Source organism: Sphingobium cyanobacteriorum (assembly GCF_030580935.1).
Classification (GTDB): Bacteria; Pseudomonadota; Alphaproteobacteria; order Sphingomonadales; family Sphingomonadaceae; genus Sphingobium; species Sphingobium cyanobacteriorum.
The window spans coordinates 1-22,056 of the sequence record NZ_JAUQOM010000020.1; the positions used below are offsets into that span (position 1 = coordinate 1).

At 63.2% G+C, this 22,056-nt stretch carries 25 protein-coding genes and 1 pseudogene; 18 read left to right on the top strand and 8 right to left on the bottom strand.

The window, feature by feature from the left end; translation table 11 throughout:
- From Q4610_RS19655 to Q4610_RS19665, 3 genes are all read left to right on the top strand, one after another.
- The coding region (locus tag Q4610_RS19655) for a hypothetical protein (RefSeq protein ID WP_304537568.1) at positions 1-493 on the top strand (493 nt) is incomplete at its 5' end.
- Positions 494-537: 44 nt separating this feature from the next.
- The gene (locus Q4610_RS19660; protein WP_304537569.1) at positions 538-1,050 is read left to right on the top strand and encodes a hypothetical protein; all 513 of its coding nucleotides are present in this window, start codon (positions 538-540) and stop codon (positions 1,048-1,050) included.
- A 99-nt stretch (positions 1,051-1,149) separates the two neighbouring features.
- Positions 1,150-1,653 (top strand): hypothetical protein, encoded by a 504-nt coding sequence (locus Q4610_RS19665; protein ID WP_304537570.1) that lies wholly within the window; start codon positions 1,150-1,152, stop codon positions 1,651-1,653.
- A gap of 7 nt (positions 1,654-1,660) precedes the next feature.
- On the opposite strand, the gene Q4610_RS19670 is transcribed toward Q4610_RS19665, so the two are convergent.
- Both Q4610_RS19670 and Q4610_RS19675 read right to left on the bottom strand, forming a co-directional pair.
- Entirely contained in the window at positions 1,661-2,887 is a 1,227-nt protein-coding gene (locus Q4610_RS19670) for a DUF1173 domain-containing protein (RefSeq protein ID WP_304537571.1), read from the bottom strand.
- A gap of 157 nt (positions 2,888-3,044) precedes the next feature.
- The gene (locus Q4610_RS19675; protein WP_304537572.1) at positions 3,045-3,629 is read right to left on the bottom strand and encodes a YdeI/OmpD-associated family protein; all 585 of its coding nucleotides are present in this window, start codon (positions 3,627-3,629) and stop codon (positions 3,045-3,047) included.
- 46 nt (positions 3,630-3,675) lie between these two features.
- Between Q4610_RS19675 and Q4610_RS19680 the strand changes: the two genes are divergently transcribed.
- A complete protein-coding gene (locus tag Q4610_RS19680) occupies positions 3,676-4,365 on the top strand; it encodes a pentapeptide repeat-containing protein (RefSeq protein ID WP_304537573.1) in 690 nt (229 codons plus the stop codon).
- A gap of 21 nt (positions 4,366-4,386) precedes the next feature.
- On the opposite strand, the gene Q4610_RS19685 is transcribed toward Q4610_RS19680, so the two are convergent.
- Entirely contained in the window at positions 4,387-4,575 is a 189-nt protein-coding gene (locus Q4610_RS19685) for a hypothetical protein (RefSeq protein WP_304537574.1), read from the bottom strand.
- 292 nt (positions 4,576-4,867) lie between these two features.
- Between Q4610_RS19685 and Q4610_RS19690 the strand changes: the two genes are divergently transcribed.
- The 3 genes from Q4610_RS19690 to Q4610_RS19700 all read left to right on the top strand — a co-directional run bounded on the left by Q4610_RS19690 (position 4,868) and on the right by Q4610_RS19700 (position 6,775).
- Entirely contained in the window at positions 4,868-5,212 is a 345-nt protein-coding gene (locus tag Q4610_RS19690) for a thermonuclease family protein (RefSeq protein WP_304537575.1), read from the top strand.
- 477 nt (positions 5,213-5,689) lie between these two features.
- A complete protein-coding gene (locus tag Q4610_RS19695; protein ID WP_304537576.1) occupies positions 5,690-6,025 on the top strand; it encodes a single-stranded DNA-binding protein in 336 nt (111 codons plus the stop codon).
- 285 nt (positions 6,026-6,310) lie between these two features.
- Positions 6,311-6,775, top strand: coding sequence for a Ros/MucR family transcriptional regulator (locus Q4610_RS19700; protein WP_304537577.1), 465 nt, complete (start codon positions 6,311-6,313; stop codon positions 6,773-6,775).
- Positions 6,776-6,899: 124 nt separating this feature from the next.
- Here the strand turns inward: Q4610_RS19700 and tnpA are convergent, their stop codons facing one another.
- Entirely contained in the window at positions 6,900-7,319 is a 420-nt protein-coding gene (gene tnpA, locus Q4610_RS19705; protein ID WP_194919717.1) for an IS200/IS605 family transposase, read from the bottom strand.
- Positions 7,320-7,465: 146 nt separating this feature from the next.
- On the opposite strand from tnpA, the pseudogene Q4610_RS19710 reads away from it, so the two are divergent.
- Positions 7,466-7,939 (top strand): annotated as a pseudogene (locus Q4610_RS19710) (nucleotidyltransferase family protein); the annotation flags it as partial.
- Positions 7,940-8,081: 142 nt separating this feature from the next.
- Here the strand turns inward: Q4610_RS19710 and Q4610_RS19715 are convergent.
- Entirely contained in the window at positions 8,082-9,128 is a 1,047-nt protein-coding gene (locus Q4610_RS19715) for a nucleotidyl transferase AbiEii/AbiGii toxin family protein (RefSeq protein WP_304537578.1), read from the bottom strand.
- Positions 9,121-9,729 (bottom strand): DUF6088 family protein, encoded by a 609-nt coding sequence (locus tag Q4610_RS19720; protein WP_304537579.1) that lies wholly within the window; start codon positions 9,727-9,729, stop codon positions 9,121-9,123. The genes Q4610_RS19715 and Q4610_RS19720 overlap by 8 nt, the downstream gene beginning before the upstream one ends.
- Before the next feature lie 785 nt (positions 9,730-10,514).
- Between Q4610_RS19720 and Q4610_RS19725 the strand changes: the two genes are divergently transcribed.
- Positions 10,515-11,558, top strand: a complete 1,044-nt coding sequence (locus tag Q4610_RS19725; RefSeq protein WP_304537596.1) for a DUF2493 domain-containing protein — start codon at positions 10,515-10,517, stop codon at positions 11,556-11,558.
- Between the two features lie 431 nt (positions 11,559-11,989).
- Complete coding sequence (locus tag Q4610_RS19730) at positions 11,990-12,301, top strand: hypothetical protein (protein ID WP_304537580.1); 312 nt, start codon at positions 11,990-11,992, stop codon at positions 12,299-12,301.
- 128 nt (positions 12,302-12,429) lie between these two features.
- Here the strand turns inward: Q4610_RS19730 and Q4610_RS19735 are convergent, their stop codons facing one another.
- Complete coding sequence (locus Q4610_RS19735; protein WP_304537581.1) at positions 12,430-12,657, bottom strand: hypothetical protein; 228 nt, start codon at positions 12,655-12,657, stop codon at positions 12,430-12,432.
- A gap of 470 nt (positions 12,658-13,127) precedes the next feature.
- On the opposite strand from Q4610_RS19735, the gene Q4610_RS19740 reads away from it, so the two are divergent.
- From Q4610_RS19740 to Q4610_RS19770, 7 genes are all read left to right on the top strand, one after another.
- The gene (locus tag Q4610_RS19740; RefSeq protein WP_304537582.1) at positions 13,128-13,418 is read left to right on the top strand and encodes a CopG family transcriptional regulator; all 291 of its coding nucleotides are present in this window, start codon (positions 13,128-13,130) and stop codon (positions 13,416-13,418) included.
- Positions 13,405-15,738: a type IV secretion system DNA-binding domain-containing protein gene (locus Q4610_RS19745; protein WP_304537583.1), complete on the top strand. Its 2,334-nt coding sequence runs from the start codon at positions 13,405-13,407 to the stop codon at positions 15,736-15,738. The genes Q4610_RS19740 and Q4610_RS19745 overlap by 14 nt, the downstream gene beginning before the upstream one ends.
- 3 nt (positions 15,739-15,741) lie before the next feature.
- Complete coding sequence (gene mobF, locus Q4610_RS19750; protein WP_304537584.1) at positions 15,742-18,786, top strand: MobF family relaxase; 3,045 nt, start codon at positions 15,742-15,744, stop codon at positions 18,784-18,786.
- Positions 18,787-19,009: 223 nt separating this feature from the next.
- Positions 19,010-19,213, top strand: a complete 204-nt coding sequence (locus Q4610_RS19755) for a hypothetical protein (protein WP_039337874.1) — start codon at positions 19,010-19,012, stop codon at positions 19,211-19,213.
- 18 nt (positions 19,214-19,231) lie between these two features.
- On the top strand, positions 19,232-19,576 hold the full coding sequence (locus Q4610_RS19760) for a hypothetical protein (RefSeq protein WP_304537585.1): 345 nt from the start codon (positions 19,232-19,234) through the stop codon (positions 19,574-19,576).
- A 157-nt stretch (positions 19,577-19,733) separates the two neighbouring features.
- Complete coding sequence (locus Q4610_RS19765; RefSeq protein ID WP_304537586.1) at positions 19,734-19,955, top strand: DUF5818 domain-containing protein; 222 nt, start codon at positions 19,734-19,736, stop codon at positions 19,953-19,955.
- A 251-nt stretch (positions 19,956-20,206) separates the two neighbouring features.
- Entirely contained in the window at positions 20,207-20,404 is a 198-nt protein-coding gene (locus Q4610_RS19770) for a hypothetical protein (RefSeq protein WP_304537587.1), read from the top strand.
- Here the strand turns inward: Q4610_RS19770 and Q4610_RS19775 are convergent.
- Positions 20,397-21,197, bottom strand: coding sequence for a GntR family transcriptional regulator (locus Q4610_RS19775; RefSeq protein WP_304537588.1), 801 nt, complete (start codon positions 21,195-21,197; stop codon positions 20,397-20,399). The two genes, Q4610_RS19770 and Q4610_RS19775, sit on opposite strands and share 8 nt — an antisense overlap.
- A 131-nt stretch (positions 21,198-21,328) precedes the next feature.
- Between Q4610_RS19775 and Q4610_RS19780 the strand changes: the two genes are divergently transcribed.
- On the top strand, positions 21,329-22,036 hold the full coding sequence (locus tag Q4610_RS19780; RefSeq protein WP_304537589.1) for an FCD domain-containing protein: 708 nt from the start codon (positions 21,329-21,331) through the stop codon (positions 22,034-22,036).
- Positions 22,037-22,056 lie beyond the last annotated feature (20 nt).

A 22,056-nucleotide genomic window follows, 5' to 3' on the forward strand; every position in this document is an offset into this window, starting at 1 on the left:
CGCTGTAGATCCCCACACCTCCCTGACTCGGCAGAAAGGCTTCAAGGTGGACGACTTTTACGCCGCCCGCAGCAGGACTATCCCGCCGCTACCGTGGTCGAATATTGCTCCGCCGTTCTCACATCCCGCCGTTCGTCCTGCTGTGAGAAAACGTGCCATGACCCACAGCCGCGATACGGCAGGCGCCGATCCGCGCGCTGCACTGCTGGCCCGCTTCCAGCTGTCGCGGGTGAGCGAAGCCTTTCACGACGACATGCTCGGTGTCCTGCCGCCGGTCCATATCCACGGCATGCCCGGGTTTCTGGTCAGCGAAGCCGTGACCGAGGATGTCCATGCCCAATTCGTCGAGCGCGGTGGCCGCTTCTACGGGGCCTATGTGGCGCTGCGCGATCCCGCGACCTGGATCACCGACGCGGCGATTCTCTCGTTCGAGGCCGCGCATCCCGACCCGCGGGTGCTGGACTGGTATCCGGACGATGCCGACGGCCATTGAGGGGAGGGGGGCTTGGAGCCGGTGTTCCACTGGGGAGACCAGCCATGCTTCGCTACTATTCCGGGATCGGCGCGCGCGCCGCGCCGCCCGAAGTGCTCAGCCTGATGACCCGCGCCGCCTTTGCGCTCACCAAGCGCGGCTATGTCCTGCGCTCGGGCCACGCGATCGGCGCCGACAGCGCGTTCGAACGCGGGGCTAGCCGCGATGCGCAAATCTTCCTGCCGGTAGCGGGCTGGCGCGGATCGGCGAGTTCTCTGCATCCCGAGGCGCTTGGCGCTGAACTCTGGCGCAGGGCGCGCGACATTGCTGCGGCGCATCATCCCGCCTTTACCGGGCTCTCGGCCTTCGTCCAGGCGCTTCACACGCGCAACGTCTTCCAGGTGCTCGGGCCGTCGCTCGAGTGCCCTTCGGAATTCGTGCTGTGCTGGACCGCCGACGGCGAGGCCTCGGGCGGCACCGGCCAGGCGCTGCGCATCGCTGCGACATACGGCGTCCCCGTCTACAATCTCCAGCGGAGCCGCGAGCGCGCTCACGTCGAGCGCCACCTCGTCCTCTGATCCTTCAACCCCGAGTATTTGCGTCGTTCTTACCTGTGGCCCGGCGTCATGACGCATGGGGGCAGCGGCGCTGCGCGATGCCAAGCGAAAGCCTCGACCATGTCGTCTCGTACGCTCTCCCTCGAAATTGCCTGTACCCCGGACGAGGCTGCACGCTTCGCCGCCGTCGAACTGTTCCTAGCCGACCTTGCGGCGGACCCTGATGCGCAGCCGCCGGGCGAACTCGATGCGGTGTTCGGCGCCAACGCGAAGCCGACCATCCTCGGCCTCGTCGGCCATCCCGAGCCGCTCGGGGTCACCTGCCGCTATGATCGAGATGCGGGCGTCCTCACGCTTTTGGGTGTGGACGGGCGCCCCAATCTCGCGGCGCTCCCGGTGCTGCTGCTCTGGCTTTACCCCGAGAAGCTGCCGATCGCCTACTCGGTCCACGTGACCGAGCGGCCTGACCTGGCGGTCTGGACGATCGTTTCGCTCCAGCGGATCGAGATTACCCAGAACCCCGACGAGGTGCCTGCGCGCCTCGAAGCGCTGCGCGCGGCACTGCCCAAGCCGCGCCGGCTCGATCTCCAGCCCACCCGGCCGCTGCCCCGTCCGGAAGACTGAGCGAGTTTCAGGCTGCGGCCTGCGCTTCCCAGCGTCGTGGCCGCGTGACGCGGGCCGGGAGCGGCTCGCCTTCCTTCCAGAACTGGTGCGCGACACCTTGCCCGGCAAGCAGCGCTTCAAGCGGTTCGGCCACCTCATTATCGCGGTCGTGGATATGGACCGCGCAGGCATTCTCGCCGGTGTCCTTCAGCACCAGGCTCGCGATTGGGGTGTCGGCGTCGAGATTGACGCGCAGGCCCTTCACGAACCGGCGCTTCTCGGCGACCGCTTTGGCGATGAGGTAGCGCTCGTCGCTGGTCTCGTAGGGCAGCCATTCTGCGGTGACGGGCATCAGCGCGACCTCGATCAGATCGAAGGTGCCTTCGCGCCGTCGCGCGAACGAGCCCGCGATCACGAAGTGATCCTGCTCGCCCTTGCCGCCGTGCTGCGCCTGCCACAGCGCGAGATCGCCAGCGAAGCGCTTGTGGAAGCGGCGGGCCATGTCCGGGTCCATCACGAAGGGCATGTCGCCGACATGGCGCAGGACGATCCGCTCCGCGCCGTGGGCGGCCACGATCTCCTTGATCTCGCCCACCACCACCATCAACTCGTCGCGCGAGCGGTAGACCCGCTCGAGCGCGGCGCGGCGGCGGGCGCGAATGTCCTCCTTCTCCTCCAGCCTGAAGCTCTCGGGCACGAACAGCACGTGGGGCAGGGCTTCCTGCTTGGCCCGGCACGAGGCCGCCGCCTCGAGCAGCGCGCGGCGCACCACGAACCAGCTGCGCTTGCCTGCCATCTTGGGATGCCAATGCGTCAGTTCAGCCCGGTCCCACAGGACGTGGAGCAGCCCGCGCATCGACAGCTTCTGGCCCGACGACTTCACCGTCGGCTTGTCGTTGGTCAGCGCTGCCGGCGCGAGCCGGGCGCTCCCGCGCGAGAGCGGGAAGCCAAGCTTGAGCGCGGTCTCACCGCTCGTCTCATCGTCGAGGATCGCGCTGCCGCGGACCTGGCCCATGCCGGTCAGGTAGTCAGGCGCCTCGTAGTGATCGCAGGCGGTCGCATGACGCGCGCCCGAGCCCGGCCAGCGCGCCAGCACGTAGCGGTCATTGCGGTGGGAAATGTAGAGCGGCAAGTCGGTCCCCTGGCGGCATTCGCACAGGACCTGGGCCTTTTGCGCATAGGCTTTGGCAAGCAGCTGCTGCAGATCATCGCCTTCGGCCACGCTGCGGCCGAGCAAACGGTATCGTTGGATCATTGGGTATCTCCAATTTCTCGCGATCGACGCTGCCCGTTCGACCTCTCGCGCATCTCCTTCAGGTTTCGCGGGCCCCGCATGGGCTCGCTGGGGTCAGTCTATGCCGGGTGCGCGCCTCCGGCAAGATGGCGCGCTACGGGGCTGCTGCCTGCCCGGCTCAGCCGTGCACGGTCTCACCGCGTTCGAGCATGGCGACGAACGCGGCGATCTTGCGCGCGCGGGTCTCGGCCCTTTTGACCGCGCCGATGCGGTAAAGCACCGCATAACGGTTCGCGCCGGTCAGCGTGGCGAAGAACGCCTCTGCCTTGGGGCTGCGGGCAAGCGCTTCGGCCAGATCGTCAGGAACCTTGGCGGTACTTGCCGGGGCATAGGCCGCCGCCCAGCGGCCGTCGGCTTTTGCGCGCTCTACTTCCGCGAGCCCGCGCGGGCGTATGCGCCCTGCAGCGATGAGCTCCTCAGCCCGGGTGCGGTTGACCTCGGACCACTTGCTGCGGCTCCCGCGCGGCGTGAAGCGGATCAGCCAGCTCTCCGCACCGTATTTATCGAGCTGGCCGTCGATCCACCCGTGGCACAGCGCGGCATCGATCGCTTCCGCCTTGGTCAGGCTGGCAATTGCAGCCCCCTTCTTCGCCATGCGCAGCCACGCTCCGGCGGCTCCCTCCTGCTGCTGCGCCAGCCATTCCTCGAACGCGGCCTGGGCCGCGAACAGCAGGATCGGCAAGTTTGCGCGCATTTCGGTCATCGCCGCGAGCCTAGCGGCCCCGGGCACTGACGGCTAGGGCAGGGGGATGGACGACCTGTTTTCTCCTCGCGGCCTGTCCGGCCGGACGCTGGCGCGCAGCGACCTTGCCTCCCTTGCCGGCGGCGCGCCGCAGGTCGTGACCGATTGCGACCTCGAGGAGGCCGACCTCTCCGGTCTCGACCTGACGGGCTGGCGGTTCGAACGCTGCAATCTGCGCAAGGCTGACTGCAGCGGGACCAAACTGGAAGGCTCGGTCTGGCAGTCCTGCCGCGCACCTTTCGTCAGCTTCGTCGGCGCCAATCTCAGCGAAGCGGTTTTTTCGGGCGGGGATTACAACAACTCATCGTGGCGGCGCGCGACGCTGACGTCCGCGAAATTCGCCGGGACGAAGCTCACCGGCGCGGATTTCGCCGAAGCCCGCGCCATGCATATCCAATTCGAGGAAGTCCTGCTGGTCAGCGCCAAGCTGCCCGGCTTCTCGTTCCGCAAGGAAACGCTGCGCAAGGTCGACCTGTCCGGTGCGGACCTGCGCAAGGGAGACTTCCGCATGACGGTGTTTGAGGACTGCTCCTTGCGCGAGGCGATGGTGGCAGGCTCGCGCTTCGAGGGGTCGGACCTGCGCGGCGCAGACCTTAGCGGGCTGCGCCTGGTCGATGCAAACCTGTTTCGCGGGGCGACGATTTCGCGCGAACAGGCCGGGCAATTGCTCGGCGAACTCGGGCTGTCGGTCCGCTAGGGGCCACGCAGGGCCGCCTTTTCAGCCGGCGTCCGGCTCGCTTTGTGCCAGGTTCTCGGCCACGCCCTCGGCAAGCCCGAGGCACAGGGCTGCTTCCTCGCGGGTCAGGACGATCTCGCTGGCGCTTTGATCGGCGAGCTTCTTGCCCAGAACTGCCGACACGGCCTGTGCCACCTGCAGTGCGCTTGGCATGTCTGAATCATCAACCATCGAGTCTCCTCCTTGGAGATTGAACACGGCCCTGCCTGCGGCAGCGGGTCCCGGGAGATATCTGCGCTGGCGATGATACCGGGCTTCGGGCGGGTTGGCGAGGGAGCGGCGTGGAAGGGGCACCCCGGCGCCCGCGCCCCGCGCGGGCTGGGGGCAACCCGCTCTATTCGCTAGGGCGCGCGTCGGCGCTGTTGCACCACCGCCCACCCAAGCTCGCCGGCATGGATGCCGGCCCTGCGGGTGACGATCGGGGCCATTGGCGCGAAGGGGCAGGGGCGCTAGGGTTGCGGACATGCCCGTCTTTCTTGCCGCCGCCGTCCTGTGTCTTTCTCCAACCGTCCACGACGGCGACACTATCCGCTGCGGCAGCGAGCGGGTGCGCATCGCCAACATCGATGCTCCCGAACTGCCCGACAGTCCCAAGTGCCATGACCGGCGAGTGTCCTACGCATGGTGCGATTATCGTGCGGGCGAGGCTTCGCGGGCGGCACTGGTCCGGCTGCTGTCGCGGGGCCGCGTGATGATCGAGCGGCTCGGGACCGATCGTTATGGACGGACGCTGGCCACCGTCTCGGTGGGTGGCGTTGATGCCGGTGACTACCTCATTTCGCAGGGTCTCGCCAAACCTTGGCGCTGATAGTCCATTGCGGTGGGCGGCTGCGTGGACCTCGGGCGCACTAACTGGTGCAGGTCCAGTGCCAAGGCCCGCGGCGGCTTTGATGGATGGGACTAGGGTCGGAGCACCGCGTTCTGAGGTTCCCGCCGTGCGGGGCGGGCGATACCGGTGAGGGAGGGGCGCGCAAGCGCCGCAAGGCGGATCCGGGGCGGGGCTGACAAGCGACCAGGGCTGACGGGTTCTGGGTCTTGCTGATTTCCGGCATGAATTGACGAAACCGCCCTTCGTTTGCCGATGAACCCTGCGGCGCCAGTCCCTGGCCGCAACCCAAAAGCAGCGGACCGTGAAGCCCTGCGGGCTTACCGCACCACTCCTCGCTTTTGGGTTTCCCTCACGCCTGCGTGATTCTTGGCGCTCGGTGCGGGCCCGGGCCTTCAGGCGCCGCCTGTCTGGGTTATCGGCGGGCGGTTCCGCCGAATTCAAGACCGGAGAACACCCATGAAGAACCTCGTCATCCTGATTGGCCGCATCGCGTCCGCCCCCGAAACCCGCCACGCTGGCGAGACCGCAATCACCTCTTTCACCCTCGTCACCGATCGCCCCAAGCTGGTCGACGGCAAGACGGTCAAGAATGAGGCGGGCTATAATGAGACGCTCCCCGAGTTCCACCGCATCACCGCTTTCAATGGCCTCGGCACTTCGGTCGCCAAGCACAAGAAGAAGGGCGATCTGGTCGAGGTCCAGGGCCGCCTCCACTACTCGAAGTGGACCGACCGGGAAGGCGTCGAGCGCTACGCGGTCGAGATCGTCTCCGAGGAAGTCCTCTTCCTCTGATCCGAGACCGGGAGGCGGCAGCGCCGCCTCCCTTCGGGTGTCTCGAACATTAAGCGGTGCGAATAATTCAACAAGCCACGCTCTTTTCGCACTTGCAGCATGAACGGCCTCGACCCATATCAGGTTTGCCTTTCAGGCATCCTCTCCCAAGACTTTCACGGGGCCGGCAGCAATGCTGGTCCCATTTTTTGTTCATGGTTCCCATGAATACACGCGCGTGAACTGGCAATTTCTCGCATGGACCCATAGGGTCCACCATCGCCAATTCGAGGAAGCGCAAAGATCATGGCCGATGAAACCCTGCTGGACCACGTTGCGGACATCGTCTCCGCTCATGTCAGCAACAATTCGGTCTCGGCAAGTGATCTGCCGGGCCTGATCCAGTCGGTCTATGCTTCGCTGGCCGTGCTCGGCCAGGCGCCCGAGCCGGTCGAGGAAAAGCTCACACCTGCGGTCTCGGTCCGCTCGTCGGTCAAGCCCGAAGCCGTGACCTGTCTCGACTGCGGCGCGAAGATGAAAATGCTCAAGCGTCACCTCGGCACCGATCACGGCCTAACACCGGCCGAGTACCGCCTGCGCTGGAATCTGCCAGCTGATTATCCGATGGTCGCACCCGACTATGCCGCCAAGCGCAAGGAACTGGCGGTCCGGATCGGCCTTGGCCGCAAGCCCGGACAAAAGCCGCAGGCCAAGCCTACCAAGGTAGCCAAAGCGCGAAAGAAACTGGGGGTGGCCTTCGGTTCAGCCTGACCAACCATGAGCCAAATACCCTTTGGGTCACTTTTATACTCGATTCTTCGGGCTGACCCTCAAAGATGGAATCTTTTGGGGTTGGTCAACGAACTGAATGACTAACCGGCTGACGCCGGTAGGATCACGTGGAGGGGCTGAAGCCGTCCTTGTGGGTATGTCGGTCCAGGTAACGGATGATGATGTCATCGGTGATGTTGCCGGAGGTGGTCGAGAAGTAGCCCCGTTGCCAGAAGCGTTGTCCCCAATAGCGCTTGCGGATGTGTTCGAACTCCTGCTGGATTTTACGCGATGACCGGCCCTTGGCACGGCGCACGAAGTCGCTGACCGAGACGTGCGGCGGGATTTCGACGAACATGTGGACGTGATCGCGAGACAGTGCGCCGTTGACAATGGTCACGCCCATTTCGTCGCATACCTGCTTGATGATTTCGCGCACCCTGAGGCGCACATCGCCGATGAGCACCTTGTAACGGTACTTCGGTGCCCAGACGAGATGGTAGCGATGATGAAAAGTCGTGTGACAACCGCTCTTGTAGCCCATAGCCTGTAACCTCGGAAAAAATGAGACTCAACGCCCTACGGGCTGTCTCATTTTTTCCGAGGTTACAGGCTATCGAGCGAGTCTAAGGCTGAAGCCAGTATCCGACTGAAGTCGGAGGGGTTCCTCCCAGAAGCGAGACTCTAAATTTACCCGATTGTTGGATCGCTGCGGGATTTGTGCGCAATGCAGTGTGGGATCATCTTCATGGCCTCCAAGCTAAGCCAATAGAAGGTGACGTCGATGTGATCTGGTTCGATCCGCAATGTCTCGATCCAACTGTGGATCGCAAGCACGAGGAACAACTGAGGACAGCGGAGCCTTCAATCTGCTGGTCGGTCAAGAACCAAGCGCGGATGCACCTGCGCAATGGCGACAGCTCTTATCATTCTGCGGTAGATGCGATGCGATATTGGCCCGAGACTGCAACTGCTGTTGCGGCGCGCCGGTTGACGCCACATGGATTTGAATTTGCAGCCCCGCTGGGTCTTGAGGACCTGTTCAACCTTATTCTACGCCCCACCGAGCGCTTCGTGTTTGCCAAGCGTTCAATTTACGAACAGCGAATACGCGAAAAAGATTGGCTTCATTCCTGGCCCCGGCTTTCCGAAAAACTAGCCTAAGCAATTGATATAATTAACATAATCACTATTATCGATCTTGGATTGTTGCGCCAAGTAGAGATGTCATCGCCCGCCTTGGGTGGGCTGTTTCTCCCACAAATCGTGCGAATTTCTCCCATCGCGTTGCCGGTGCCCTTGCGGGCTAGCCGGCCGCATTGATCCGCTCCTCAATCTCCGCGAGGCGGGACACCAGTTCTTCGAACGCCGGCGGATCCTCCATGAACATTTCCGCCATGGCGGCGTAGTCCGCCACAAGTTCGTCGCGCATCGCGTCGGTGACCGAGAGCCGCAGTGTGCCGAGCTGCGCCGTGCCGTAGGAGGCCTTGGCATCAGCGAAGAGCAGACTCTTGTTCTTGACGACCTGTTCCAGCAACACACGCTCGGCCAGAGCCCGCTCGGTGATCCCGGACGCGTCGAGCATGAACACATCGTAGAAGTGCCGCGACAGGCCTGGTCGCAATTTGCCGCTGTGGTGCAGCGCATGCAGGATCGTCGCCTTTTCCCAGTAGGTCCTTTCGAGCGCAAGCGTTGGCACGGCAGTCACCGCATCGGGCACTTCGCCCGGAAAGTCCTCGGCGACATAGGGCAGGATATTCCGCTGCTCGAATGGCTCAGGGTCGCCCCTTGCCCCGAACTCGAGCTTGATCCGCGGCTGCACGTAGCCGGTACGCCCCCCATAATTATTGCCATAGTCGAGACCGTAGCCCGAGGATGCCGGGTAGTTGAACAGGACGGTCTGCCGATCCTTGTCATCGGGATCTGCCTCGATGCTCCAACCATCACGGGTGCCCAAGGCTGCCTCGATCGCTTGCGCGAGCGTCGGAAGGAGGATCGTTCCAACCCAGTCTTGCGCGGCAGCGCCGAGCGCCTTGCCGCGCCGTTCGCGCTCCTTGCCGCTGATGTCGCTCGCCATCGGCGAAGCAACCTCGCCGAGCAGCGGCGCTGAGCGATTGATGGTGAGATCGATGTCCTCTGAAAACCGTTTGATGATCCCGAATGCCTTCGAGAGCGAGGTCCCGCCCTTGAAGGTCAGGACCTTGGCCAGCTCGGATACGCCCATCAGCCGGCGCAGGGTCCAGCACACCCAGAAGTCCTTCTCGACGATGAGCGGCGTGAGGTCGCGGCGTGCGGCTGCTTCGGCAAAGAACGCCCGCCGATCTTCGGCAGGCCGCCGGGCAAATTCATCCATGGTGCGCCGCCCCGATCTTCAGCACGACATCGCCCATCCAACCGGGCATCTGCGCGCGGCCCTTGAGCAGTGCCTGCACATCCTTGTCATCAAGCCGCGCGGCAAGCTGCGAAATCGCATCAGCATCGACGTTGGCGCGCCCCAGTCCAGCCAGATACTGGACCACGCCGTTGGCAGCCTCCGAGGCATTGCCCAGCACTGGTGCGCGGCTGTGCTTCAGCGTGACGCTTCGGCCAGCGGCCTGGCGCACGCGGGTTCGTCCTGTCGTCGCATAGCTCGTCCTGGCAGGCACTTGCGTCGACAGGCCAAGCCTGTTCGCCGCTACCGCTGCCGAGGGAGCGAGCCGGTCGCCGCTTTGCGCCGATACGGCCTGAGCGATCATCTCGGCATCGGGTGTCAGCGCGCCCAGCTTGTCGTGCAACTGAGGATAGTCGTAGAGGCCGCGCCCGATCCGGCGGATCTCCCCAGCCTGCGCTAGGCGCGACAGTGCCATATCGACCGAGCCGCGTGTGCCGAAGTCGATGAAATGCTTGGGGGTGAATACCCACCCCCGCCCCTTCGCGCGAATGCGCTTCATGATCTTGTCGGCCATGGCGGACATTGATTCGTGTGCTCCTTTCGTTAGAAATTAGCACACATATTTCTAACAAACCATACCTCTGCAAAAGACCTCTCTTTGGCCATGATGATCATAATCACCGCATGACTGCTGATTATCAGCACCCGAGTTCCGGGCGTTCGCTGATGATGATCAGCAGGGTGCCGGACATCGCCGGTCAGAAGTGAAGGAGCGGCCCTATCCAAATTGCCGCACTCGGTCCCGCGCGCCTTGCTGGCGCGCTCCTGCGGGTGCGGGGTTTCCTGCATTGGGCCGCCGGCACTCTTGCCTTCGCCTCCGTCGCCGTCCCGCGCCCGTGCGATGCACCGGGCCACGGGCCGACTGACTGGCTCCGGCAAGGGGTCCATCTTTTGTTGCTGGCGCCGCCAACAACGGCGCAGCGAGCGCGCCCCGCGACAACCACCAACATCCTTCAGCCACGGCAATCAAGCGGGGCGCAAAGGAGATGGCGTTTTGCGGTTAACCCCGAACGCCCAAATGGGGTTCGGGGGCAAAACCGTAATCTCTCTCTCATCTCGGTGGCTGAGCGAAATCAGCATCGCCATAGCATGACGCCTGGGAGATTGGCGGCCGTCAAGGATCGCGGGTGCCCCCCGATTTTGGCCTGCTGCGGCTATCGCCTTGCGAACAAAAATCGGCTCCCCCCACGCCCGCTGCTCGCGGCGGCAGCGCGTGCGCGCCGCCGTCCCTGACTGCCTGACTCCGGCGTCCTTCCGATGGGCATCTTTCATCAGCGTGATGAGAGACAATTCCCTTTGGAGGTTATCATGACGGACCGTTTCTCGAACTTCGCCGACCTTGCCGAACACTATGCGCGCGAAATCGCCACGCCCGACTACGCCCGGGCATTCATGGAGCAGACCGAGCTGGCCAAGCTCTCGATCGAGCATGAGCCGAGCGCTGCCGAAATGCCCGATCCCGATGTAGCGCAAGCGGCGATTGAGATGATGCTGGCAACGGTCTTCGACTTGTTCCGTGACACCCGGATGGAGGACTTCGCGAGCGAAGTCGCATGGGGCATCGCCAACAGCTTTCATGTCGTCGCCAAACGCCTCGATGACCGCGAAGATTCCATGGCAAACCGGTTGCAGGAGAAGCTGCGCGAATATGATCCTAGCGAGGTCTACGCGACCGACCTTGAGGACCTCACCATGCAGGCCCGCAGCCTTGCCGAATGCCGCGATGCGATGGAGTGCATGCGCGACCATGCCGCGCGGATCTACCTTGTCGAAACCGGCAGACCCTTCTCGCCGGTGCGTGGGTCCAGGGTGTCATCCAAGACCAATGCATCGATGATCGAAGCGCGCGACTATCTCGCGGCACAGAAGGCGCAGCGGCGCGAGCAGTTTGCCCCATCGGGTCCGGTCGTGGTGTTCTCGGGCGGACAGCAGTTCACAGACATTGCCCTCGTTGAAGACTATCTCGATGCGATCCATGCCCGGGTCCCGTCGATGGCGCTGGCAACGACCGCCCAGAACAAGGGTGCGGACGTGATCGCAGCAGCTTGGGCATCGCGCCACAATGTGCCCGTGATCCTGTGCAAGCCCGACACCTCGCGGGGACCTTCGGCACCCTATCAACGCAACGCCCGCATGCTCTCGTTCAAGCCTGTCGAGGCGGTGGTGTGCAGCGGCGGCGGCATCCAGGCGAACCTTGCTGACCGGCTCCGTGAAGCACGCATCCCCCTCCATATCGTGCGCGACGCTTCGGTCCAGAACGAGGCTCCCACGGCGCGGACCAAGACCCCGGCACAAGCTGAGCGGCCTGCGATGAAGCGGACTGTCAATGGCGATGAACTCCCGCCATTCTGAGCGGGGTCTGCTCCGATTGCATCAACCAGAAGGGTGTCCGGCCTCACCGCTGGATGCCCTTCTTTTTGTCGATCGGGACGCACGCTTTCATGGCCCGGCTCGCTCGCTTCTTGCCCTCGCCAGGTATGGCCTGACGGCCTGCTGGCGGGGACGCGAAGGCTTTGCATCGGCCGGGCGAGAGAGAGCTGTGCCCGGGGCCACATGGGTGCTTCCCAACAGGGTTAAACACTCTCGCAGAATTCCAAGCATGATGGCCGCCATTGTCCCGCGTCAAGAAGGGCGGTTCCCCCAATTTTTACGCCTGAAGAAGGCGAAAAAATCGGCTCCCCCACCCCCGCTGCGCGGCGGGCCGATGCCGGCCCGTTCCTGACCCGGGCCAAGCTCGGCCATCCCCGAAGAGACCTCTTCAATTCCTTTGACAGGAGGCTCACATGAACGCTCTTACCAAGACCCTCGACATCCCGGCTTTCGATCCCATCAGCTATGACACTGCAGTGCGCGCCGCGACTGTCCGGGCCCAGCACAGCTTCTTCGACCAGCATGTCATTGAGGACGAATTCGGCAGCTTTCTCGCCATCGACGAAGGCGACTACAACGCCCTGCCCCAGGACCTGATCGACCGGATCGTCCATTCCGTCCCGGGCATGATGGCCGACGACTTTGACGAAGCGAACATTGCACGCGCCGCAAGCTTCATGAGCGTGATTATGGATCCCGAATGGGACGCGGATTGCCCGTTCTGAAATGATCATCGATCGCAGCGCCGGAGGGCACCGACAAGGGGCTCTCCGGCCCCCCTTTTTTGCGTGTGAAGATAAAGCGCAGCCGGGGCATCGAACCCCGGCTGCGCTGGCCTCTGCCGAGGCCGGTTTCAGCTTGCCCGAAGGCGCTTCTCGGCTTCGTCCAGACCGAGCTTCCCGAGAGCGGCGAAGAACATTTCGACCCTCTCGAACGGCGCCTTGCCGAGAACTGATTTGTGCATCAGCTCGACGCTTGCGGCCCGCTCGCTATCGCGCAGTTTCGCCTCGCGCGCTTCCAGCGCTTGACGCTCCTTTGCGATTGCCTGTCTTTCGGCTTCGAGATTTCCTTTTCTGGCCATGGTTGTACCTCGTGGGTTGGTGCTGAAACCTCCCGCGCGCGAGGATCGACATCTTGGCCAGTTTGGCAAGCCCTTGCCCTATTTGCCCTGACTAGCGAGGCCCATCCCGGGCAAAACTGCATCGTCGGCATGCCGCTGACAGCCCGTGCAATGCCCATCCGGATTCGGGGTAGATCACCAAAATCCACGAGCCATCAAAGCTACAGGATCAAGGGGAAAGGGTGCACACCCTACACGGCAGGACTGTCCCAAAACTGGCGGAAATACGTGCGTTTACAGGTGATGCGAAATGATGCGCTTTGTAATACAGTGAGGCGCAAGCGTCTGAACCCCTTGAATATACGGGATTCTCGCGGTATTACAATGTAATACGCCGCCCCTTAGCGATGGCTTTGCTTGCCAAGCTTTGGGGGATCGCCTAAAATAGGCATCGCGCAATCCCCGCCGGGCCCTTTTCGAAGGGTTTGGCGATGACAGAAACAGTTCTGATTACGGTCCGGCTTCCGCAAGCCATGGCCGATGCGGCGCAGGCTGCAGCAAGCGCAAAACAGGTCTCCCGTTCCAACCTCCTGCGAATCGCACTGGAGCATTTCCTCGGCTCCATTTCGGGCACCTCGGAACAGGACCGGCGCCGGCAGTTTTCGTCCGAATATCTGTTCCTCGTTGCCGACCTCATTGTCCAGCGCCAGTACCCCGACGTTCATACCGCGCTGATCACTGAAGCCGAGGCGCGGATGGAGGCGGTCTGTGCCGCGTCCTGACACCTGGTCGGACCGGGCGCGGCCGGGCAAACTCCAGCACCATTCGGCGCGCGGAAAGATGCCCCGCAACGCCGGCGACTTCACCCGCGGCTCGCAGCTCATCACACACGAATTCATGATGTGGTTCGCCTCGGCGAAGATGCCGCTGCTGGTGTGGTTTTTTACCTTCCTTATGGCGCTTTCGATCGTCCTCGCTCTGCTACTTCACGAGCACGAAGTGCAGATGATCCTGATGCGGATCTACGCGGCCGGATGGAGCTTCATGGAGTTCAATCCGCGCAAGATCCTTAACCTGACGCTGCCTTCGGGCGAAGTGATCCCCGCGCCCATTTCGATGATCGCCAGCCACCCCGATGTCGTGATCGCGTGGAACAAGCTGATGCGCGCCATTTGGGGATCACTGTTCATCTCGCTGTTCGTCGCCGTGCCCATCGCGGTGTGGTTCATCGACTTCTCGAAACGGCGCGGCAAGTCGATCCTCGAAGAGCGACACCAGCGCGGTGCCATGCTGGTTGATGGCACCCAGCTGGCCGAAGTCATCAACGCCCACAACCGCGATATGCTGGAGCTGGAAGTCGCCCAGCGGCTGCCGGGCAGAAAGCTCCAAGGTGTCCTCGCGATGCCACTTGTCGAGCGCAAGGCTGCGGGCATCCACCACGCCTACTCAATGGCCGATGTGCCGTTTCCGTGGCGGACAGAGCAAGCTCACACGATCATGATCGGCTCGACCGGAACCGGCAAAACTACCCAGATGCGCGCGCTCATCGCGCAGATGCGCGTGCGGCGCGATCGGGCGGTCGTGTTCGACCTGACCGGGGCCTACGTCGAGGCGTTCTATAACCCCAAGACCGACACCATCCTCAACCCGATGGATGAGCGTTGTCCGAGTTGGTCGGTGTTCGCCGAAGCCAAAAATCACGCCGACTTCACCGGGATCGCCGCCGCCCTGCTTCCTGCCGACGGCGGCGGCGCAGAACCCTTCTGGATGCTGGCGGCGCGCACACTGTTCGTCGAGACGTGTATCAAGCTGATCAAGCTCGGCGAGGCGACCAACCAGGCACTCGCTAGTCGGCTGATGATGGCCGACCTCAAGGACGTCCATAAGCTCCTCGAACATACTGTAGCTGACCCGCTGACCGCGCCCGAGGCCGCCAAGATGGCCGAGTCCATTCGCGCGGTGTTCAACACCAACGCCCAAGCCTTGCGGTTCCTGCCCGAAGGCAAGGAGCCGTTCTCGATCAGCGATTGGATCCGCGCCGATGACAAGCCGGGCGCAATCCTGTTCATTACCTCCTCGCACAACGAACTGGTGCTCAACCGGGCGCTTCTGTCACTCTGGATGAACCTTGCCGTCCACACGCTGATGCGCCTGCCGCGCACCCGGGACCTGCGCACCTGGTTCTTCTTCGACGAGGTCCATGCGCTGCACCGCCTGCCCGCGATCGAGGACGGCTTGCAGACCGCCCGCGGCTTTGGCGGGGCCTTTGTGCTCGGCATCCATTCCTTCGCCAAGCTGGCCGAGACTTACGGCAAGGAAGGGGCGCAGAACCTCGCCTCGCTCGCGCGAACCAAGCTGATCCTGGCTGCTGCCGATCGTGACACCGCCGAGCATTGCTCGGACTACATCGGTCACCGCGAAGTGCGGATGATGGATGAGGCCTACAGCTACGGCTATTCCAACATCCGCGACGCCGCGACGATTACCCCGCGCTCGGAAGTGCAGCCGCTCGTGCTGCCCGACGACATCATGAAGCTGCCTTCGCTGAGGGGCTTTCTCGTGTTCCCCGAAGGCTTCGATGCCGCCCGGATCAAACTCACCTACAAGGACTATCCCAAGGTCGCCGAAGGCTATGTCCTGCGCCAGCATGTTGAGCCCATCGAATTCATGCGCGAACCGCAGGGTGATGGTGGCGATGAGGCGGGCGGCCGCGAAACCAAAGAAGAGCTCGAACTGGCCAGGGACACCGAGCCTGATGAGGCCTTGAGGCAAACCCGTGCGGTCACCCCGAGCCGAGAAGAACTGAACTTCCCGGCGTCGCCGCCTATCGGTCCCAGCGATCTCCCGGTGTCGAGTCTGGGGCGTTCGATGATTGTCAGCCAGCAGATCGCTGGTGGTCCGTCCCAGTCCCATGCCCGCGATCCCGAGGCGGGACCGAAGCCGGTCCAGCAACCGGCAAAGACTGCGCCCCAGCGCCAGTCGCAAGCCGCCCGTGAGCTGGGCGAAGCGGTCGATGACCGGGGCCGTGATGGCCGAACTCGCGAAGGCGCCAAGGAAGCCGAACTGGATAGTCCTACTCCCGATGACGGATTGGAGATGTAGCCCATGCATTCCATCGCATCCGTCCGGTCGTCGAGCGGCGCAGCCGACTATTTCGCGAGCGACAATTACTACACGCCCGAGGAGAACGCGGAGGCTGGGGTCTGGGGCGGCGAGGGTGCGCGCGCACTCGGGCTTGAGGGTCAGGTCGAGCGGGATCAGTTTGAGGGCATCCTCAATGGGCGCCTGCCCGACGGCGAGATGGTGGGGCAGGTCGAAGGGCGACGCTTGGGTCTCGATCTCACCTTTTCAATGCCCAAGTCCGCTTCGATCCTTGCGCTTGTTAGCGGCGACCGACGGATACTCGATGCGCATCTTGCTGCCGTCAAATCGACCATGTCGCAGCTTGTCGAGAAGCAGTTTGCCGAGAGCCGCAACTACGAGCGGAGTCGCAGCGGTGAACCCCAGAAGACCGGCAATCTCGTCTATGCCCTGTTCGCCCATGATACGAGCCGCGCGCTCGATCCGCAGGGGCACATCCATGCCGTGGTCGCCAACCTGACCCGCGATCCCAAGGGGACGTGGAAGGCGCTGTGGAATGGCGAGATCTGGAAGAACAACACCACGATCGGCCAGTTCTACCATGCCGCCTTTCGCGCCCAATTGCAGAAGCTCGGCTACGAGACTGAAGCTGCCGGCAAGCACGGTTCGTTCGAGATCAAGGGCGTGCCCGCCGAGGTCATCAAGGAGTTTAGCCAGCGCCGCGAGGACATTCTGACCAAGGTCGAGGAATTGGGCATTTCATCGCCCAAAGGACAGGATCGCGTCACCGTCAACACCCGCGACCCGAAGCTCGCGGTAGAGGATCGTGCAGGCCTCATCCAATCCTGGCAAGATCGTTCGGCGCAGCTTGGATTCGACGGCAAAGCGCTGATTGCCGAAGCCAAGGCACGGGCTGATGTACAGGCCCGGCCCACGTTCCGCGAAACGGCCACTGCTGCAATCGGCGAAGTTGCCACCCGCATCAACGCGGCGCTGCGCACCCCGAGCCCGCTTGCAGTGAGCGGGGCGGCCGCCCTCTTCCTGCCTGCCGAAACGATCAAGGCCCAGCACGCAACCGCATCGGCCGTCCGCCACCTTTCCGAGCGCGAAGCCGCCTTTTCGCCGCAGGCAATCCTGGCGAGCGCGCTCGGGTTCCAGATCAAGGGGCTCGAAGGCGGCGCAGTGGTTCAGCGGATCGGCGAACTATTGCGCGATGGCCACCTGATCCCCGGCAAATCGGATCGGCTCGACGGACACTTCGACCTCGTGACCACGCCGGCCGCATTGGCGATGGAACAGAATATCCTCGACACGATCGACCGGGGGCATGGCGCGGGCCGGGCATTCATGCCGCCCGAGACGGCGATGGCCCGGCTGCAAGAGGCGGCGCGCGAACTTGGGCGCGAGCGCGCTGGGGTCGATGGCTGGCAGCTCAACGAAGGCCAGCTGGCGGCGGGCGTGGCGATCCTCTCCGGAGGCGACCGTTTCCTCAACATCCAGGGCGTCGCGGGTGCGGGCAAATCCACCCTGCTCGGCGCACTGGACAAGGTGCTGGACGCTGAAGGGATCAAGCTTGTCGGTCTGGCCTTCCAGAACAAGATGGTTGCCGACCTGCGCGGTGGCAGCGGCCAGACCATTTCTGCCGATCAGATGCGTGAGGCGGGGATCGAAGCCTATACGATCGCCAGGTTCCTCAGCACCTATGCTTCGGCTGCGGCAGCCGGTTCCGGCGAGCGGTTCGAGGCGGCCAAGGCAGCCCTCGCCAATACCGTCATCATCACCGACGAGAGCTCGATGGTCTCCTCGCGTGACATGATGCGCCTGACCACGCTCGCCGAGCAACTCGACGTGGCCAAGGCGCCGTTCATGGGCGACCGCCAGCAGTTGTCGGCGATCGAGCAAGGAAAGATGTTCGCTGTCTCGCAGGCTTCAGGTCAGGCGACCGTGCGGATGGACGAGAACATCCGGCAGAAGAACTCCCCGCTGCTTCTCGCTGTCGCCGGACTCTCGAACGAGGGCCATGCCGGCCTCGCCCTCGAACTCCTCGCCGCGCACGGACGCGTGATCGAGGCCGGCGCAACCCACGTCGCGCGGGCGGCCGAGTTGTGGATCTCGTTGTCGCCAGAAAAGCGCGAGGCGACCGCAATCTTCACCGCCGGGCGCGACGACCGCGCCGAGATCAATGCGCGCGTTCAGGCGGGGCTACTCAAGGAAGGCACCCTTACCGGACCTGGCCTGACGCTTTCCACCCTGCAGAGCGCCAACGCTACCCGCGAAGAACTGCGTTTTGCCTCGACCTACCGGGGCGGCCAGGTGCTCGAGGCGCGGATGGATGTGCGCGAGATTGGCCTCAGGCGCGGCGAGTATAAGGTCAGCGACGTGCGCAAGGACGGCAAGGTCGTGCTCGAGCGCGATGGCAAACGAAAGGTCATCGATCCCGACCGGATCAACCCCGACCACCGCTTCGACCGGCTCGGGCTCTACGAGCAGAAGCCCATCACGATCCACGACGGCGAGACCGTGTTCTGGCGCGACAAAGATGCAAACCGCGATATCGCCAAGTCGACTTATGCCACGGTGCTTGAAGCACGCGCCGAAGGAATCCGTGTCGAACTGGCCGACAAGCGGCAACTGGTCCTTGCCCCTGGCGATCCGATGCTGCGCCGCCTCGACCTTGGCTATGCGCTCAATGCCCATATGGCGCAGGGGATGACCAAGCCGGAGGCGATCGAGGTGATCTCGTCCGCGCAGCGCAATCTCGCGACCCAGCGGACCCAGAACGTCCTCAATACGCGCGCAACCGACGACATGGTGGTCGTTACCAACAACCTCGATCACTTGAAGCAGCAGCTCGATCGCACCCCCGGCAACAAGACGTCGGCGCTTGAAGTGACCGGCAAGATCGAGGTCGAACCGCGCCATTCCAATCCGATTGATAGTCGGCAGGTCCCCGAACTCCGGATGAGCACAGAGCTCAAGGCCAAGCTCGATGCAGTGTTGGGGCCTGCGCCCCAAGCCCCGGTGCGCCAGCTGCCCGTCCCTGAAAAATCGCTGGGGCTCGACCTGTGAGGGCGCGGCCCACCGTTTCGGCCGAGGCCGCATCGCGCGTGTTCGACCGCGCGCATTCGACGCTGGTCTGGCTCGCGGTCCTGGTCGTCGTTCTGCCCGAGCCTGGGGTTCGGGGCTTGGCAGTCGCGGCGATGGTCGCGGTGGCCTTGGCGGCGAGCGTTGTCGCCTGCCTTGCCAAGGGCGCCCCCCCTCACCCCTCAGCCTCGCAATCTGGAGACTGATCATGGCCTACGAGCACGATGAAATTGGCGACTTTGCCAGCGAGCGCGATGCGCAGGACTGGGCCGAACGCAACAACATCGATCCCACCGATCTCCACTTCCGCGCCCGCGGAAAGCGGGGTGTCACCCTGAGTGTGCGCCGGTCGGCGCTCGGGGATTCTTCGCAAGCCGACCTCTCGTTCGGTCGCCGGACCGGCTTTTTCTAAAACCCAAGGAGACTGAAGATGAATCGATATCTCTGCGTGATCGGGGCTATGCTCGCCGCCGCGGCCACCCCTGCCCTGGCCTCGGAAGCAAGCCCATCGGCGCCGACTGAACCCGCTGCTGTCCAGCGAACCGCCGATCGCCAGGCTATGTCCGAGCAGGTCCGGCAAGGTCTCAGCCAGCTGCGCGAGACGCTCGAGGCACGCAAGCGCGAAGCCAAGCAGCGGGCGAAGGCTGCCAAGCACGAAGCCAACGGTCTTTGCTCGGACTGCCCCGAGCAGGACGCCGAGGCCCATCTCCATTCCATCAGCGAAGAGCGCAAGGCCGACTGCCCCGAGTGCATTGAGCGCGCGGTCTACGCCTGATGGGGTGCGGCGCGGTTCGGGTCACCTCCCACCGGACCGCGCCGTTTTCCGGCCGATACGCTGCTCTGCTGTAATTTGGCTGCGTTTCTTGCTAGGGACCATGTGCGCTGCGGATCAGTCTGCGGCCAATTCCAACCACTCAGATCGAACGCTTTCAATGAACCTCCCTGCACGCCGCTCGGCCAGCACGATAACCGGAACGATCGAGGCGGGACCGCGCGGGCTAATCCTGCGCGACGCGGACGGCATAGCCTGGCGAATGCATTTTGGCGAAGAACCGGCGCCTGATCGCCTTGACGGAAAGGTGAGTGTGCGCGGCAAGATCGTTCAGCCCGACAGGATCGATGTCGAATTCTGCACGCCGCTGTACGGTGAGTGATTACATTCGGTTCGCAAAGTCTGGCCGTCCTCGCCCGTTTATTGAATGCGAAGGGATAAGGTGGATGTTACACTGTAGTGGCGGCTAGATTGCTTTCACGCAGTCAAACGTCAATTCGATACGGATGCCTACCTAACTCGCACCATTTTAGAGGCATTATTCGGCAAATTTTACCTAGCGCAATATTGACAGATTCCTGCGATTGAACAATCGTTTGCGTGATAATGGGCTTCGGGGGTGCCTAGATGCGAATGCAGCGATTGCTGATCGATCAAAGTACGCTCGACCTGATCACCGCCGACGCCCAGGACTTCCTGAACGTGCTCAACGCCTCCGGTCTTCATCAGGCTTCGGCAATGATGCTCGGTGTGTTGGAGCAGTTGCAAGCCGACCGGTTGAAACTGCCGGATGAGCGCGGTGACGCCACGCAATCCCCCCAGCCTACCTGAGATTGCCCGCCGGCACACCGAACGGTATTAACCGGCCGTCCGCGCCAGCTTCACGCGTCCCCTGCCCGTGGACCCTGCCGTCCAGTTCAAAGGTCGGCGCGAACCGGACGATCCTCGCCACTTCGGCTGCCTCCAGACCGGCCAGGGCCTCGATCGCGCCGAGCACGCTCTCGCGCGACGAATAGATATCTTCGCGCATCAATAGCCGCGCCATCGAGGCCGAGCGTCCGCCAATGGCTGCTGCAATCTTCTGATGCATCCGGAAGGACTGTTCGGCATCTTCCATCCGCTGCGACCAGACAATCCGGCGATGAAGCGCGTTGGGCAGGACCATGCGCGCCATGTCGGGCATCAGCGTAACGCGGGACATGCGCATCACTTCAATGTGGAAGCGAAGGTTCTCGAGCACGACACGTTCAAGCGCGTCGGGATCGCCCGGCGATGCATCGCGGGCCTCCAATGTCAGCGCGTCCAGCAACGAAATTTCTGCGGCGGTTGCGCGTTCTGCCGCTCGGTATGCGGCGAGCCCCTCAAAATTGGCGCGCATCTCGAAGAGATCCTCGATCTCTTCACGGCTCCAAGTGCGCACCACAAAATCGCTCCACCCCTGGCGGGCAAGGTAGCCTTCATGGGTGAGGGCATTGAGCACTTCAGCCACTATGGCCGGGCGGCAAGCATATACTTTGGCGACGTCCGCCTTGGAAATCACCTGCCCGGGCAAATAGCGCGCGGACAGGACCCCGAACCTGATTTCGAGGAACATGAGTTCAGAAAGAGACTGCGCTTTGGTCAACCGACCTCCCTTGGGGACGAGTTCTTGCCCACCGATCTTGCTGGCAATCTAGCACAAGATCGATTTGATTTCCGAATCCGGGCGGTTCGGATTATCCGGATTTTGTCGTCAGAGAGCTATTTGAGGCATAGATGGCGAAAGCTAAATTACCAGTCATGCGAACGATTGCCTGCCCGGCGCAGGTTGTCTTCGCTCTGCTTCGAGAGCCGCGCAAGCGGCAGCGCTACGACAGTCCTGCCCACCTACCTGGCTTTCAGAATCTTTCCGAAGACGATGCGCTGCGCTTTGCGCAAGAGCTCATCGACCTCGGCCTTGTCGTCCGCGATCACGGCCGCTTCACAATCGTCGACTGGACCATCGAGCGCATCGTCGAGCATCTGGCGCTAGCCGGATCCATCCAGGCACTTGCTGCGGCTCAGGTCGCTGCACTGCAGGGCAAGGTCGATTTTGCATACCTCGAGGACATCAACGCGGCGCTAAAATCCTACAAGACCCAGGCGGATAACCTGCTGCAAGGCGCATTTCTCGATTACCAATGGCATCTCGAACTTGTCCGGCTCAGCTGCAACCGGGTGGCCCTTGCCACTTATGCCAAGGCGATCCCGCCCGCGGTCTGGATTGCCGGAGCCAACTACTTCCAGCTCGACGAGGCGCGAAGCTCGCTGATCGAGCATGACCGCCTGGTCGCCTACATGAAGGCCGGGGATACGCTGCGTGCGCGGGACGCCGTGTCGTTTCATATCGAGGAAGCAGCGGCGCAGATCCGCCGCGCAGGTGTGGCTAGGATCGAGAGTTATCCCGTAGACAATTGTGCAGGAGTTCAGGTTGGGCAGAATTGAGCGAAGTTGCGGATGACGAT

Bases quoted from the DNA above. Each gene is read 5' to 3' on its own strand.
- Q4610_RS19715 (WP_304537578.1), bottom strand. From the start codon at position 9,128: ATGGATGAATTTGCCCGGCGGCCTGCCGAAGATCGGCGGGCGTTCTTT.
- Q4610_RS19680 (WP_304537573.1), top strand. From the start codon at position 3,676: ATGGACGACCTGTTTTCTCCTCGCGGCCTGTCCGGCCGGACGCTGGCG.
- Q4610_RS19740 (WP_304537582.1), top strand. From the start codon at position 13,128: ATGACAGAAACAGTTCTGATTACGGTCCGGCTTCCGCAAGCCATGGCC.
- Q4610_RS19685 (WP_304537574.1), bottom strand. From the start codon at position 4,575: ATGGTTGATGATTCAGACATGCCAAGCGCACTGCAGGTGGCACAGGCC.
- Q4610_RS19670 (WP_304537571.1), bottom strand. From the start codon at position 2,887: ATGATCCAACGATACCGTTTGCTCGGCCGCAGCGTGGCCGAAGGCGAT.
- Q4610_RS19755 (WP_039337874.1), top strand. From the start codon at position 19,010: ATGGCCTACGAGCACGATGAAATTGGCGACTTTGCCAGCGAGCGCGAT.
- Q4610_RS19780 (WP_304537589.1), top strand. From the start codon at position 21,329: ATGGCGAAAGCTAAATTACCAGTCATGCGAACGATTGCCTGCCCGGCG.
- tnpA (WP_194919717.1), bottom strand. From the start codon at position 7,319: ATGGGCTACAAGAGCGGTTGTCACACGACTTTTCATCATCGCTACCAT.
- Q4610_RS19695 (WP_304537576.1), top strand. From the start codon at position 5,690: ATGAAGAACCTCGTCATCCTGATTGGCCGCATCGCGTCCGCCCCCGAA.
- Q4610_RS19675 (WP_304537572.1), bottom strand. From the start codon at position 3,629: ATGACCGAAATGCGCGCAAACTTGCCGATCCTGCTGTTCGCGGCCCAG.
- Q4610_RS19735 (WP_304537581.1), bottom strand. From the start codon at position 12,657: ATGGCCAGAAAAGGAAATCTCGAAGCCGAAAGACAGGCAATCGCAAAG.
- Q4610_RS19730 (WP_304537580.1), top strand. From the start codon at position 11,990: ATGAACGCTCTTACCAAGACCCTCGACATCCCGGCTTTCGATCCCATC.
- Q4610_RS19700 (WP_304537577.1), top strand. From the start codon at position 6,311: ATGGCCGATGAAACCCTGCTGGACCACGTTGCGGACATCGTCTCCGCT.
- Q4610_RS19660 (WP_304537569.1), top strand. From the start codon at position 538: ATGCTTCGCTACTATTCCGGGATCGGCGCGCGCGCCGCGCCGCCCGAA.
- Q4610_RS19765 (WP_304537586.1), top strand. From the start codon at position 19,734: ATGAACCTCCCTGCACGCCGCTCGGCCAGCACGATAACCGGAACGATC.
- Q4610_RS19770 (WP_304537587.1), top strand. From the start codon at position 20,207: ATGCAGCGATTGCTGATCGATCAAAGTACGCTCGACCTGATCACCGCC.
- Q4610_RS19720 (WP_304537579.1), bottom strand. From the start codon at position 9,729: ATGTCCGCCATGGCCGACAAGATCATGAAGCGCATTCGCGCGAAGGGG.
- Q4610_RS19690 (WP_304537575.1), top strand. From the start codon at position 4,868: ATGCCCGTCTTTCTTGCCGCCGCCGTCCTGTGTCTTTCTCCAACCGTC.
- Q4610_RS19725 (WP_304537596.1), top strand. From the start codon at position 10,515: ATGACGGACCGTTTCTCGAACTTCGCCGACCTTGCCGAACACTATGCG.
- mobF (WP_304537584.1), top strand. From the start codon at position 15,742: ATGCATTCCATCGCATCCGTCCGGTCGTCGAGCGGCGCAGCCGACTAT.
- Q4610_RS19665 (WP_304537570.1), top strand. From the start codon at position 1,150: ATGTCGTCTCGTACGCTCTCCCTCGAAATTGCCTGTACCCCGGACGAG.
- Q4610_RS19760 (WP_304537585.1), top strand. From the start codon at position 19,232: ATGAATCGATATCTCTGCGTGATCGGGGCTATGCTCGCCGCCGCGGCC.